Annotated in this window: 11 protein-coding genes; 7 read left to right on the forward strand and 4 right to left on the reverse strand. The window is 62.2% G+C overall.

The window, feature by feature from the left end; genetic code table 11:
- Nucleotides 1-75: 75 nt before the first annotated feature.
- The 3 genes from PhaeoP97_RS13670 to PhaeoP97_RS13680 all read right to left on the reverse strand — a co-directional run bounded on the left by PhaeoP97_RS13670 (nucleotide 76) and on the right by PhaeoP97_RS13680 (nucleotide 2738).
- Complete coding sequence (locus tag PhaeoP97_RS13670) at nucleotides 76-420, reverse strand: hypothetical protein (RefSeq protein ID WP_072505524.1); 345 nt, start codon at nucleotides 418-420, stop codon at nucleotides 76-78.
- 105 nt (nucleotides 421-525) lie between these two features.
- Complete coding sequence (locus tag PhaeoP97_RS13675; RefSeq protein ID WP_072505525.1) at nucleotides 526-1398, reverse strand: 50S ribosomal protein L11 methyltransferase; 873 nt, start codon at nucleotides 1396-1398, stop codon at nucleotides 526-528.
- Nucleotides 1399-1502: 104 nt separating this feature from the next.
- Nucleotides 1503-2738, reverse strand: a complete 1236-nt coding sequence (locus tag PhaeoP97_RS13680) for an MFS transporter (RefSeq protein WP_072506488.1) — start codon at nucleotides 2736-2738, stop codon at nucleotides 1503-1505.
- 130 nt (nucleotides 2739-2868) lie between these two features.
- On the opposite strand from PhaeoP97_RS13680, the gene PhaeoP97_RS13685 reads away from it, so the two are divergent.
- Nucleotides 2869-3933, forward strand: a complete 1065-nt coding sequence (locus tag PhaeoP97_RS13685) for a YeeE/YedE family protein (RefSeq protein WP_072505526.1) — start codon at nucleotides 2869-2871, stop codon at nucleotides 3931-3933.
- Nucleotides 3934-3991: 58 nt separating this feature from the next.
- On the opposite strand, the gene PhaeoP97_RS13690 is transcribed toward PhaeoP97_RS13685, so the two are convergent.
- On the reverse strand, nucleotides 3992-6187 hold the full coding sequence (locus tag PhaeoP97_RS13690; protein WP_072506489.1) for a primosomal protein N': 2196 nt from the start codon (nucleotides 6185-6187) through the stop codon (nucleotides 3992-3994).
- A 148-nt stretch (nucleotides 6188-6335) separates the two neighbouring features.
- On the opposite strand from PhaeoP97_RS13690, the gene fsa reads away from it, so the two are divergent.
- From fsa to ileS, 6 genes are all read left to right on the forward strand, one after another.
- Nucleotides 6336-6989 (forward strand): fructose-6-phosphate aldolase, encoded by a 654-nt coding sequence (gene fsa, locus PhaeoP97_RS13695; protein ID WP_072505527.1) that lies wholly within the window; start codon nucleotides 6336-6338, stop codon nucleotides 6987-6989.
- Nucleotides 6990-7172: 183 nt separating this feature from the next.
- Nucleotides 7173-7880 carry a DUF484 family protein gene (locus PhaeoP97_RS13700; RefSeq protein ID WP_072505528.1) on the forward strand — a complete coding sequence of 236 codons (708 nt, stop codon included), beginning with the start codon at nucleotides 7173-7175 and terminating at the stop codon, nucleotides 7878-7880.
- Entirely contained in the window at nucleotides 7877-8812 is a 936-nt protein-coding gene (locus tag PhaeoP97_RS13705) for a tyrosine recombinase XerC (RefSeq protein ID WP_072505529.1), read from the forward strand. Before PhaeoP97_RS13700 ends, PhaeoP97_RS13705 begins: the two co-directional genes overlap by 4 nt.
- A 97-nt stretch (nucleotides 8813-8909) precedes the next feature.
- Entirely contained in the window at nucleotides 8910-9251 is a 342-nt protein-coding gene (locus tag PhaeoP97_RS13710; protein ID WP_072505530.1) for a hypothetical protein, read from the forward strand.
- 253 nt (nucleotides 9252-9504) lie between these two features.
- Nucleotides 9505-10200, forward strand: a complete 696-nt coding sequence (locus tag PhaeoP97_RS13715; protein WP_072505531.1) for a CDP-alcohol phosphatidyltransferase family protein — start codon at nucleotides 9505-9507, stop codon at nucleotides 10198-10200.
- A gap of 302 nt (nucleotides 10201-10502) precedes the next feature.
- Nucleotides 10503-13433: an isoleucine--tRNA ligase gene (gene ileS / locus PhaeoP97_RS13720; RefSeq protein ID WP_072505532.1), complete on the forward strand. Its 2931-nt coding sequence runs from the start codon at nucleotides 10503-10505 to the stop codon at nucleotides 13431-13433.
- Nucleotides 13434-13624 lie beyond the last annotated feature (191 nt).

Here is a 13624-nt window from a genome sequence, read left to right on the forward strand (position 1 = left end):
GTCGGACATGACTGCGCGACCGTTTTATGTCGGATGCCCCCCAGCGCCCGACATCTGGCCCGCCAGCCTGCCCCCCTACCGCAGCACAGGCCCGATCTTCTCGGCCAGGAACTGCGACACGGGATCCCGCTGCATCACAAATGCACCGGCTTTCTCCAGCCCGGTTCCTGCCCGCAGCTGATCGACACGGAAGTCGTAGCTGCCAAATCCCAGCGCCGCCATCAAGAACCCCTTGAACAGCAGAAACGCCGCGACAAACAAGATCAGTGACCGACCGGAAATCCGCGATTGCACCCGTCGCGGCGCGACGACGATCAACCCATCCGGGCCCACCTTCGCAGTATAACCGCGCGACATGGCCCCGTGTTTGCGTTCCAATCGGTCAAGCCGAGCGTAGAAATTGTTACTCTGTTCACCCATACCCAACACCCTGCAATGGCTCCCACCATCCACATCTTAATGTTTAGGTAGGGAATGGGACCATTTTGGGGCGGGTCGTTAAAATGCTCAACAAACTTGAACGATTCAGCCCGTTTTCTGCAAAAGCAGCGTCGTCCAGTCACCAATCTCACTGCGCTGCACCAGATTGATGCCATTCTGTGCATAAACGCCCTGCACTTCATCGGCCTGTTCATTGAGAAGACCGGAGAGAATCGCATAGCCATCGCTGCGCAGATGGGCCGCTACATCCGGGGCCAATGCAACCAGAGGGCCCTTCAGGATATTGGCGAAGATCAGGTCATAGGGCGCGGCCTCGGCCAGGGCCGGGGCGTCAAAGCCCGCCGCTTCCAGACATTGCACACGGCCTTCCATGTCGTTGGCCTTCAGATTGGCCTCTGCCACGTCAACGGCAACCTGATCAATATCGCTGGCCAGAAGCTGCCCGTCCCAGACCCGCGCAGCCGCCATCGCCAGCACCGCTGTGCCGCAGCCGATATCGGCGACTTTTTCGCCGACGAAGCCATCTTCGATCAGCTTGTCCAGCGCCTTCAGGCAGCCCAGGGTGGTGCCGTGGTGACCCGTGCCAAAGGCCATCGCCGCCTCAATCAGAAGAGGAATGCGGTCGGCAGGCAGTTTGTCGGCATCATGGCTGCCATAGACAAAGAAACGACCGGCTTCGACCGGAGCCAATTCGCGGCGCACATGGGCAACCCAGTCGGTTTCCGGCAGTTCGGAGATCACAAAGGGCTGAGCATCGAACATGGTCGCCAGCAGCGCCAGACCGGCCTCATCCGGGGTCTCGGTGAAATAGCCGCCAACCTCCCACAGGCCGGAGCCGTCTTCGACCTCAAACACGCCAAGGCCGGTGGGCTCGGGCGTCAGACGCTCCATCGCCGCGCCAAGCGCTTCGGCGGGGGCTTTTCCGGTCAGGGTGGTCAGGGCGGTGAAGGTGGGCATGGCGGTCTCCGGGCAAAGGTTGCACAGCGCCTAGGCCCGTCGGCGGCGCAGGTCAAGAGCCGTGGCCGCGGCCCCGTATTGGGACAGGGCCAGCGGCCTGCGCGTTATTCTGCCGGGGCGGTGCCCTGCCATTTCGAAAATATGGTCTCATTGCCCGGTTCGGGGTGGCGCGGGATCAACAATGACAACGTCAGCGAGATCAGCGCCATACAGGCCGCCAGTGCAAAGACCGCAGCCGGAGAAACCACCCACAGCAAGCCCAGCGTCACCGGCAGCACCACGGCGGCAATATGATTGATGGTGAAGGCCACGGCAGCTGTCGGCGCAATGTCCGACGGGTCGGCGATTTTCTGGAAATAGGTTTTCAGCGCCAGTGCCAGACCGAACAGGATATGATCCACCACATAGAGCGTGCCTGCCAGCACCACGCCCCAGCTGAACCAATAGAGCCCGCCGTAAGCAGCAAAGACCAGCGCAAGCCCGGTGTATTCAAAGATTAGCGTCCGGCGTTCACCAAAGCGGGCCACAGCACGCCCAAGCAGCGGTGCGGCGATCATGTTGATCATCAGGTTGATCAGATAAAGACTGGTCAGCTCATGCACCGCAAAGCCGAATTTCTCCACCATCATGAAGCCTGCAAAGACCACGAAGATCTGCCGCCGCGCACCGGCCATGAACTGCAACGCATAATAGAGCCAATAGCGGCGGCGCAGGATCAGGCGTTTGGTCTGTGGATGCGGGGCATCGAATTGCGGATAGGCCAGCAGGCAGAAGATCGCCAGAACCGTGGTGGTGCCCCCTGCCAGCAGGAAGACAATATTATAGGTGAGGCCCAGCGGTTCCCACAGCAGCGCGATCAGGCTGTAGACCACCAGCGTTGCCGCCGATCCCGCCGCCACCAGCCAGCCCAGGATCTGCGGCGCGCGCAGCTTTGGCAGCCATTGCAATTGCAGCGATTGGTTGACCGTCTCATAGTAATGAAACCCGATGGAGCTGAGCAGCGTGATCGTGAGCAGCCCGCCAAGGCTGGGGAACCAGGCGGTGACGGCCGTGGCCACGCCCAGCATCATCAAGGAGACCAGCCCCAGCACCTGTTCGCGCACAAACAGGATCACCGCAATCACACCAATGGCCAGAAATCCCGGAATCTCGCGCACCGTATGCAGCAGGCCAATGTCTGCCCCGTCGAAATTTGCAGCCTCAATGACGAAATTGTTCAGCAGCGCGCTCCAGGTGTTGAAGGCGATGGGCATGGTCAGAGCCATCACAAACAACAGCGTCGTGGGGCGGCGCCAGAGCGGCAGGGAAGCGGCGGCTTCGGTGGGGACAGGTTTGAACATGCTCCAGCAGATACGCCCATCCGGCACATCAGGCGAGAGAAAAAGCGCGCCGCACATCTGATCTGCATCAATGCACGGAGCAGCTCGGCCTCATATTCAGATTTCCGAATGATAACGAGAGGCTGATGCGATGCCGGAACTGGTTGAGATCATGGACTGGGCAGGCGAGCCGGCGACAGCGGCGTTGCTAGGCCTGCTGACCGGGGGGATCTTTGGTGTCGCGGCGCAGCGGTCGCGGTTTTGCCTGCGGGCGGCAACCGTGGAATTTGCCCGTGGCCATCTGGGAAACCGGGTGGCGGTCTGGCTTCTGACCTTTTCCACCGCGCTGGTCTGGGTGCAGGCCGGGCGGCTGCTGGGCTGGATTGACACCGATGAGGCGCGGATGATGGCGGTGCCCGGCAGTTGGTCGGGGGCCATCATCGGCGGGCTGATCTTTGGCGTTGGTATGGTGCTGGCGCGGGGCTGTTCGGGGCGGCTTTTGGTGCTGGCGGCGACCGGCAATCTGCGCAGCGTGGTCTCCGGGCTGATTTTTGCGGTGGTCGCACAAATGAGCCTCGCCGGGTATCTGGCACCGCTGCGCGATTATCTGGCCGGTCTCTGGATCACCCCCGGCGGGCGCAATCTGGATCTGCTGACAGCGCTGAGCCTGCCGGATTGGTCCGGGTTGGCGTTGGGGCTGGGCATGGCCGCTCTCGCGCTTGGGGTCGCGTTGCACAACCGCATCGGGGCGGCGCGGCTGATCTTTGCCTCTGGTGTCGGCTTTGCGGTGGCGCTTGGCTGGGCGCTGACATCGGCGCTGGCACAGGTGGCCTTTGATCCGGTGCAGATCGAAAGCGTGACCTTTACTGGCCCTTCGGCGCGTATGTTGATGTTCTTTCTGGATCGCGCCTCGGTGCTGGAATTTGATATCGGGCTGGTGGCCGGGGTGTTTGGTGGCGCGATGCTGGCGGCGGCTTTGGCGGGCAAGATGCGCATTCAGGCCTTCGATGGGGCGGCAACCATGCGCAAGGCAATGATCGGCGCGGCGCTGATGGGATTTGGCGGGATGCTGGCCGGCGGCTGTGCCATCGGGGCTGGCGTTACCGGGGGATCAATCTTCGCGGGCACCGCCTGGCTGGCGCTGTTTTCGATGTGGGTCGGGGCGGTGCTGACAGATCTGCTGGTGGACCAGCGCGGCGTGACGGCACCCGCTTAGACAGGTCGGGCGCCAAACCCCTGCGGTGATTTATCTGTCCTGTCTTTTCTACCGGGCTTCAGAAGAAATTCTGCGGATCAATATCGACCGACAGACGCAGATCCCCCTTGAGACGCGCCGGTTTGATCCAGCGGGCAATGGCGTCTTGCAGGGGTGTGCCCTTACTGGCCTTGATCAACAGTCGCACCCGGTGGCGACCGCGGATGCGGGCAATTGGCGCCGGGGCCGGGCCAAAGACCTGCGCGCCGATCTGGCGCAACGGCCCATCGTTGCGCGCAAGGGCCATCCCCAGATCCATAACCGCAGGCAGCTCCGGCCCGGACAGCACGATACCTGCCATGCGCCCATAAGGCGGCACGCCTGCGGCCTGGCGTTCGGCGGCTTCAGCGCGCCAGAAGGCTTCCTCATCCCCCGACAGAATTGCGCGAATGACCGGGTGTTCCGGCTGGAAGGTCTGCATCAGCGCCTCGCCCGGTTTATCGGCCCGCCCGGCCCGCCCTGCGACCTGCCGCATCAGCTGAAAGGTGCGCTCTGCCGCGCGCAGGTCGGACCCTTGCAGGCCAAGATCCGCGTCGATCACACCAACCAGTGTGAGCAGGGGGAAGTTATGCCCCTTGGCCACCAGCTGGGTGCCAAGGATAATGTCAGCCTCGCCTGCGGCGATCTCCTCGATCCGTTGTTTCAGGGCGCGGGCTGAGGCAAAGAGGTCAGACGACAGCACCGCAATTCGGGCCTCTGGGAACAGCGCGGCAGTTTCCTCACCCAGCCGTTCGATGCCGGGACCGACGGGGGCCATCTTGCCCTCGACCTGACAGGTCGGGCAGGCGTCCGGTACCGGTTTGGTCTCGCCGCATTGGTGGCACATCAGCCGTTTCATGAAGCGGTGTTCGACCATGCGGGAATCGCAGTGGTCGCAGGTCACATGGCCGCCGCAGGCGCGGCAGATGGTGACGGGCGCAAAGCCCCGGCGATTGAGAAACAGCAGCGATTGTTCACCCCGTTCGATCCGCGCAGTCATCGCCTGCTTCAGTGTTGGCGAGATCCAGGTCGACGCGGGAAGTTTTTCCGCACGCATATCAATCGCGCGCATCTCTGGCAGAACGGCCGACCCAAATCGTGCTGCGAGATTGAGCCGTTTGTATTTGCCCGCCTCAGCATTGGCCCAGGTTTCCAAGCTGGGCGTTGCTGAGGCCAACACCACCTGCGCCGAACACATCGCTGCGCGCAGCACCGCCATATCGCGGGCATTATAACAGACGCCTTCGTCCTGTTTGTAGGAGGTGTCATGTTCCTCATCCACGATGATGAGGCCGAGATTCTGATAGGGCAGGAACAGGGCCGAGCGCGCGCCGATCACCAGCTGCGCCTTGCCTTGCCCGACCATGCGCCAGACCCGGCGGCGTTCGGTCATGGTCGCGCCGGAGTGCCATTCCGCGGGCGTCGCACCAAAGCGCTGTTCGACCCGTTTCAGAAATTCTGCCGTGAGCGCGATTTCCGGCAACAGCACCAGCGCCTGACGCCCTGCACGCAAGGTGGCGGCGACCGCCTCCAGATAGACCTCGGTCTTGCCCGAACCCGTCACGCCTTTCAGGAGGGTGGTGCCATAGCGGCCACCGGCAACCGCCTCGCCCAGAGTGTTGGCCGCGGCGGCCTGATCCTCGGTCAGGGTCTTGCCGGGGAGATCCGGGTCCAGTCGGGGATAGGGCAGATCACGGGGGGCTTCTTCCTCGCGCAGGGCGCCTTGTTTCACCAGTCCTTTGACCACCGAAGAGGTAACGCCTGCCAGATCGGCCAGTTCCTTGGCGGTGAAGGCCAGGCCGCCGAATTCCTCCACTGCGGCAAGGACACGGGTGCGGGCATCGGTCATGCGATCTGGCAGCCCACTGCCCAGCCGCAGCACCTTGCGCATGGAGACGGGATCCGACAGGCCCGGCGCGCGGGTGGCCAGCCGCAGCATCGCCGGCAGAGGGGTCAGCGTGTAGTCGGCAGATTTGCTCAGGAACTGGCGCATCTCATCGCGCATCGGGGCCACATCCAGCACCCGATTCACCGGGCGCAGTTTGGCCGAATCGAAGTCACCCGCCCCCGGCCCCCAGATCACCCCGAGGACACGGCGCGGGCCCAGCGGCACCTCGACATAGGCACCCAGATGACAGCCGCCTTCGGGGGCGCGGTAGTCCAGAACGCGGTCCAGCGGCTGTGTTGTCAGCACGCCAACCCGTTCGCCTTCGTTGAAAAATGCCTGCTCCTGCACGCGGTCTGCCTCTTTTGCCCGGTGGGGATGATGACCCCCAAAGCGATGCCCTGCAATCGACGCCGGGCGCACGGGGGGTTTTTAAAGCCCGTCCCATCAGGTAAAGGCTAGCGCAATCAAGGCCAACCCATCCAGAGGACCCTAGCCGATGAAATTTTTTGTAGACACCGCCGAAATCGATGCCATTGCCGAGCTGAACGATCTGGGCATGGTGGATGGTGTGACCACCAACCCGTCGCTGATCAAGAAATCCGGTCGTGATATCATCGAAGTGACCAAAGAAATCTGTGATCTGGTCGATGGTCCGGTCTCTGCCGAGGTGACCGCAACCGACGCCGAGACCATGATCGCCGAAGGCCGCAAGCTGGTTGAGATCGCCGAAAACATCGCCGTCAAAGTGCCGCTGACCTGGGACGGTCTGAAGGCCTGCAAAACCCTGACCGACGATGGCCATATGGTGAATGTGACCCTGTGCTTCTCTGCCAATCAGGCGCTTCTGGCGGCCAAGGCTGGCGCGACCTTCATCTCCCCCTTCATTGGCCGTCTGGACGATATAAACCTGGATGGCATGGATCTGATCGCGGACATCCGCACCATCTATGACAACTACGGGTTTGAGACCGAGATCCTCGCCGCCTCTATCCGCAGCGCCAACCACGTGCTGGAAAGCGCGCGCATCGGTGCTGATGTGATCACCGCGCCGCCCGCCGTGATCAAAGGCATGATCAACCACCCGCTGACCGACAAGGGTCTGGATGCCTTCCTCGCCGACATCAAGGCCGCGAACATCAAGATTCTGTAAGCCGCAGGGCACCGGACAGGTTTCAGGAGGGGCGGCCCGGCGGGCGGCCCCTTTTTCGTTGACTGAGGCCCTCTCCCCGGTACAGGCGACGGTGCGCCGGTGGCGGGGAATTTTTTGCCACCCCTGCGCGAAACCCGTGTTATAACACCGTCAAAACCCATCAGAGGTCACAAAGAGCAGAACATGAGCACGACGGCAGAACTGGAAGACAATTTGCGCCAGGCGATCCTGGCCAAACCCGACGCCCTATTGGAAGATCAAAGCGTGATGAGCGCGCTGGTTAGCGCCAATGAGCGCGCGATGGGGTCCAATATTGTGGACCTGCGCGGCATCGCGATGGAGCGGATGGAGGCCCGGCTGGACCGGCTGGAGGACACCCATCGCTCTGTAATTGCCGCAGCTTATGAAAATCTTGCCGGGACCAATCAGATCCACCGTGCTGTGTTGCGGCTGCTGGATCCGATGGATTTTGAGAGCTATCTCGGCAACCTCGGTGGTGAGCTGGCGGAGATCTTGCGGGTGGATGCGGTGACGCTGGTGCTGGAATCGGCGCAGCCCGAACAGGATGCTGCCGTGCAGCGCATGGATCAGGTGCTAAAGGTGGTCGAGCCGGGCTTTGTGGAGCAATATATCAATTCACAGCGCAGTGGCCCCGATCGTCAGGTCACCCTGCGCCAGATGCAGTCTGGCAATGCCCGCACCCATGGGGCTAAGGCTGATTTCATCCGGTCCGAGGCCTGTCTGAAACTGGAACTGGGCGAAGGCCGCCTGCCCGGTCTGCTGGTTCTGGGGTCCGAGGACCCGCATCAGTTCACCCCGCAGCATGGCACCGATCTGCTGGCGTTTTTTGCCGGCGTCTTTGAGCGGTCGATGCGCCACTGGTTGTCGTGACGACACCAGCCACAACGCTGATCTCCCCGGCCTGCCGGGACTCGCTGGAGCAGTGGCTGGCTGGTCTGGCCGCGCTTCAGGGGGCAGCTGAGAACACCGTCACCGCCTATCGCGGCGATGTGGTGGAGTTTCTCGCATTTATGACCCAGCATTTTGGCGGCCCGCAGGGGCTGGGGGCGCTGGCGGAGATTTCCACCGGTGATATGCGCGCCTGGATGGCGGCCACCCGCGCCACAGGCACCGGGGCGCGGTCATTGGCGCGCAAGCTATCGGCGGTCAAAAGTTTTTATACCTGGCTGGCTGAACGGCAGGGGTTTGAGCCCACGGCCGTCTTGTCGGCGCGCAGTCCCAAGTTTCAGAAAAAACTGCCCCGCCCGCTGGCGCAGGATGCCGCGCGGGCGGTGATCGAGACGGTGGAGTTTCAGTCCACCACCGATTGGGTGGCAGCGCGCGATGTGGCGGTGGTGACTCTGCTCTACGGCTGTGGCTTGCGAATCTCCGAAGCACTGGGGCTGACTGGGGCAGACGCGCCGCTGCCGGCGGTGCTGCGGATCACCGGCAAGGGCGGCAAGGAACGGATCGTGCCGGTGCTGCCCACCGCGCGCGCGGCGGTGGATCGGTATCTGCGGCTCTGCCCGCATCCGCAGGAGCGGGACGCACCGTTGTTTCGCGGTGTCCGTGGCGGGGCGCTGAATGCGCGGCTTATTCGCAGCGCCATGGCACAGGCGCGCGCCCAGCTGGGACTGCCTGCAAGTGCCACACCACATGCGTTGCGCCACAGCTTTGCCACCCATCTGCTGGAAGCAGGCGGCGATCTGCGCGCCATCCAGGAACTACTCGGCCATGCCTCGCTGTCGACAACGCAGGCCTATACGGCAGTGGACACAGCGCATCTGATGGATGTCTACAATCGCGCCCATCCAAAAGCGTAAGACCTGCGCAAAATGCGCGATCAACGGGCAGAGTTTAACCCCGCGGTAAGAGCGATGCACGAAATTACTGGCGTCAAATCCAGAAGGACCCCCAGTGATGAGTATCGTCTCCCAAAGCCACACGACAGAAACCGCGCCGCTTGGTGCGCCCTATAATCCCGCCAACCGCAGTGCCGCCAATGCCAGCACATCCGATATCGGAGATGTGGATTTCAGCCAATTCTACGAACAGCTTCTGGCAGATCTCGACAGTGACGGCGACCGCCAGATTTCCGATCAGGAATGGGCCAGTTATCGCGCAAGCAAGGCTGCGCGCGGTGAATACATCGCCAGCCCCGGATCAGATACTGCCAGCGATGCCCCGCAGGTGGTGGACAGCCGCACCCTAACCGAAACCCTGTTTCGCGCCGCATTTACGGATGACGCACAGGACGATTGAACCAGATCAGATCACGGGGGAGTGCCCCCAGCCAGGACGCCAGAAACCGGATAGGTGGCTTTGATCGTTGCGACGGGGCCACTGCCCTGCCAAGGTGCCCCGCTGCCCCCGTGGCTGACACAGCGCCCTTACAAAGCGCAACGCCGCATTGTTCATAGATCTGACACCAAGGGACAGACAAAAAGCCGCCCAGTGCCAAGCGAAATTGGCATTGCAGGCTTGCGGGGCCGGGGGAAAATTGCCATCAGGGCATATGACCCCTCAGTTTCGCGCCCTCTCCGTTCATTTGCTGACCGCCACCGGTGCAGTGTTTGCAATTCTGGCCATGCTGGCCGCCGCTGATGCCAAATGGAGCCTGATGTTTGTCTGGCTTGTTGTGGCCTTTGCCGTGGACGGAGTCGATGGCCCGCTGGCGCGTCACTATGAGGTGAAACGCTACGCGCCGGAATTTGATGGCGTGTTGCTGGACCTGATCATTGATTACCTCACCTATGTGTTCATTCCGGCCTTTGCGTTGTTCAAATCCGGGTTGATGGCGGGCTGGACTGGCTGGGTGGCGCTGATCGTGATCACCTTTGCCAGCGCGTTGTATTTCGCCGACACCCGGATGAAAACCAAGGACAATTCTTTCTCTGGCTTCCCCGGCTGCTGGAACATGCTGGTGCTGGTCATCTTTGCGCTGGAGCCGAGCCATTGGACCAGCCTGGTGCTGGTGACGCTGCTGTCTGTCGCCATGTTCCTGCCGCTGAAGTTCATCCACCCCGTGCGCACCGAGCGCTGGCGCAAACTGTCGTTGCCGATGGCGCTGGCCTGGACCTTCTTTGCCGGATGGGCAGCCTGGGTGGATTTTCATCCCGAGAGCTGGGCACATTGGGGGCTGGTTCTGACCTCTATCTATTTGATCTTTGTCGGCATCGCCCAGCAGATCGTTCCAGAACGCCAAAGCTGATGACGGGCGTCAAAAACAGCTGACACGAGCCCCCGCGGCCATCGGATTTATCGCTCTGAAGTCGGATCCGCCCGAGGCCACGGGCACTAGCCCAATACGCGTGGGCATGCGAACCGCCATCTGCCGCTTTACCCTTCCGTCGCGTAGGCCTATAAGGCCCCCATGTCCCATGTTGCGGCCATCATTATTCGAATTATATCCCCGGCGCTCTGACCACGTGAGCCGCCGGGCAAAGGTGCTTGAGCCATCGCACCGAACCGAATATCCCAAAACACGACCAGATCATCCAAAGGACGCTGCACATGTGTGCCGACACGCCTCAGACGCCTGAGTACAAAGACACCCTCAATCTGCCCAAAACCGATTTCCCGATGCGCGCGGGCCTTCCCAAGCGGGAGCCGGGCTGGCTGGAGCGTTGGGCCCAGATTGGCGTCTATGACAAACTCCGCGAAAAGGCCGCCGCCGCCAAGGGCACCGATGTGGAACGCAAGCCCTTCACCCTGCACGATGGCCCCCCTTACGCCAACGGTCACCTGCACATCGGCCACGCGCTGAACAAGACGATCAAGGACATGATCGTGCGCTCGCACCAGATGATGGGCTTTGATGCGCGCTACGTGCCGGGCTGGGATTGCCACGGCCTGCCGATCGAATGGAAGATCGAAGAGCAGTACCGCAAGAAGGGCAAGAACAAGGACGAAGTGCCGGTTGTTGACTTCCGTCAGGAATGCCGGGCCTTTGCCGATGAATGGGTTGGCATCCAGCGCGAAGAATTCAAGCGTCTGGGCATCACCGGCAATTGGGATGATCCGTACCTCACCATGAACTACCACGCCGAGGCGGTGATCGCGGGGGAGTTCCAGAAATTCCTGATGAACGGCACGCTCTATCAGGGCTCCAAGCCCGTGATGTGGTCGCCGGTAGAGAAAACCGCCCTGGCCGAGGCCGAGATCGAATATCACGACCACAAGTCCCACACCATCTGGGTGCCTTTTGGCTTTGCTGGTGCAACCGGTGATCTGGCCGAAGCCCGCGTTGTGATCTGGACCACCACCCCCTGGACCATCCCCTCGAACAAGGCCGTCGCCTTCAACCCGAAGGTCGCCTATGGCCTCTACCGCGTCGACGCCACGCAGGAAGAGAGCTGGACCAAACCGGGTGAGCTGTATCTCTTTGCCGATGCGCTGGCCGCAGACGCGCTGGAGAAATCCCGCGTGACCGAATTCACCAAAGTCCGCGATGTGGAGGCCTCTGAACTCGATGGCTTGACCCTGAACCATCCGTTCAAGGGCATCGAGGGCGCGAACGGCTTCTGGGATTACGACGTACCGATGATCGACGGCGACCACGTCACCGATGATGCGGGCACCGGTTTCGTGCACACCGCGCCCAGCCATGGTGCGGATGACTACGAGTGTTTCGTGGCGCGCAACTGGATCGACCGGATGACCCATAACGTGGGCGAAGAATCCGAGTTCCTGCCGCATGTGCCGTTCTTTGCGGGCCTTCAGGTCTTTGACAAGAAGGGCAAGGAAGGCAAAGCCAACACCGCTGTGATCGCCAAGCTGGTCGAGGCCGGTGGCATCATCGCCCGGGGCCGCGTCACCCATAGCTACCCGCATTCCTGGCGCTCCAAGGCGCCAATTGTGTTCCGCAACACGCCGCAGTGGTTTGCCTCCGTCGACCGCGAGCTGGACGACGGCATGGGCGAGATGGGCGACACCATCCGCACCCGCGCGCTCAATTCCATCGACCAGCTGGTGCAGTGGACCCCGCAGACCGGTCGGAACCGTCTCTATTCCATGATCGAAAGCCGCCCGGATTGGGTGCTGTCGCGTCAGCGTGCCTGGGGCGTGCCGCTCACCTGCTTCACCAAGAAGGGCGTGCTGCCGACTGATCCCGATTTCCTGTTGCGCAACGAGGAACTGAACACCCGCATCGTGGCCGCGTTCGAGGAACATGGCGCCGATGTCTGGTACACCGATGGCTTCAAGGACAAGATGCTCGACGGCATCGTGCCCCCCGACGACTACGATCAGGTGTTTGATGTGCTGGACGTGTGGTTCGACAGTGGCTCCACCCACGCTTTTGTGTTGCGCGACCGCGAAGACGGCACCGAGGATGGCATCGCCGATGTCTACATGGAAGGCACCGACCAGCACCGTGGTTGGTTCCACTCTTCCCTTTTGCAGGCCTGTGGCACCAAAGGCCGCGCGCCCTATCGCAACGTGGTCACCCATGGCTTCACGCTGGACGAGAAGGGCAACAAGATGTCCAAATCGCTCGGCAACACCATCGTGCCCGAGAAAATCGTCCAGCAGTATGGCGCCGATATCCTGCGTCTCTGGGTGGCCCAGACCGACTACACCGCCGACCAGCGCATCGGGCCGGAGATCCTGAAAGGCGTCGCCGATGGCTATCGCCGCCTGCGCAATACCATGCGCTACATGCTCGGCAGCCTTGCGGATTTCTCCGAGGATCAGCGCGTGGATCCGGCGGATATGCCGGAGTTGGAACAATGGGTTCTGCATCGTCTGGCCGAGCTGGATCATAAGGTCCGCACCGGCTATCAGGCCTATGATTTTCAGGGCGTGTTCTCTGCGGTGTTCAACTTTGCCACGGTGGATCTGTCGGCTTTCTACTTCGATGTCCGCAAGGATGCGCTTTATTGCGATGGTGACACACTGAACGCGCGTGCGGCCCGTACCGTGCTGGATATCCTGTTCCACCGCCTGACAACCTGGCTGGCGCCGATCCTGGTCTTCACCATGGAAGAGGTCTGGCTGGAACGCTTCCCCGGTGAAGACAGCTCACTGCATTTGCAGGACATTCCCGCGACCCCGGCGGATTGGCTGAATGAGCCGCTGGCCGCGAAATGGGCCAAGGTCCGTCAGGCCCGCCGCGTCGTCACCGCCGCCCTTGAGGTGCAGCGCGTGGACAAGGTGATCGGTGCCTCGCTGGAGGCCGCGCCGGTGGTGCATGTGCGCGATCCGGAGGTGCTGGAGGCGCTGAAATCGGTGAATTTTGCTGATGTCTGCATCACCTCCGATATCGCCCTCAGCGGCGATCCTGCCCCGGCGGAAGCCTTCCGCATGCCCGAGGTCGATGGCGTGTCGGTGGTGTTTGAGAAGGCCGATGGCGACAAATGCCAGCGCTGCTGGAAAATCCTGCCCGATGTGGGCAACCACAGCCACGCGGGCGTCTGCGGGCGCTGCGATACGGCGCTGAGCTAAGACAGGGATCCGTCCAGGTGGGCAGCCGGTGCTGCCCCGGACAGCGGTGATCTCAGATCCCCAACGGGATCTGCGCGCCGCCCACCCCTCGATGGGGCGGGCGGCGCGCTTCTTTTGACGTCTTTGACGGGGGTATTCTGTCAAAGAACGCCGGCGGTTTTCTGGTCAGCGCGAGGGAGGCGATCCGGGCC

Source organism: Phaeobacter porticola (genome assembly GCF_001888185.1).
In the GTDB taxonomy this organism is placed as follows: Bacteria; Pseudomonadota; Alphaproteobacteria; order Rhodobacterales; family Rhodobacteraceae; genus Phaeobacter; species Phaeobacter porticola.

Coding starts and splice junctions, on each gene's coding strand:
- PhaeoP97_RS13670 (WP_072505524.1), bottom strand. CDS start 420: ATGGGTGAACAGAGTAACAATTTCTACGCTCGGCTTGACCGATTGGAA.
- PhaeoP97_RS13675 (WP_072505525.1), bottom strand. CDS start 1,398: ATGCCCACCTTCACCGCCCTGACCACCCTGACCGGAAAAGCCCCCGCC.
- PhaeoP97_RS13680 (WP_072506488.1), bottom strand. CDS start 2,738: ATGTTCAAACCTGTCCCCACCGAAGCCGCCGCTTCCCTGCCGCTCTGG.
- PhaeoP97_RS13685 (WP_072505526.1), top strand. CDS start 2,869: ATGCCGGAACTGGTTGAGATCATGGACTGGGCAGGCGAGCCGGCGACA.
- fsa (WP_072505527.1), top strand. CDS start 6,336: ATGAAATTTTTTGTAGACACCGCCGAAATCGATGCCATTGCCGAGCTG.
- PhaeoP97_RS13700 (WP_072505528.1), top strand. CDS start 7,173: ATGAGCACGACGGCAGAACTGGAAGACAATTTGCGCCAGGCGATCCTG.
- PhaeoP97_RS13710 (WP_072505530.1), top strand. CDS start 8,910: ATGAGTATCGTCTCCCAAAGCCACACGACAGAAACCGCGCCGCTTGGT.
- PhaeoP97_RS13715 (WP_072505531.1), top strand. CDS start 9,505: ATGACCCCTCAGTTTCGCGCCCTCTCCGTTCATTTGCTGACCGCCACC.
- ileS (WP_072505532.1), top strand. CDS start 10,503: ATGTGTGCCGACACGCCTCAGACGCCTGAGTACAAAGACACCCTCAAT.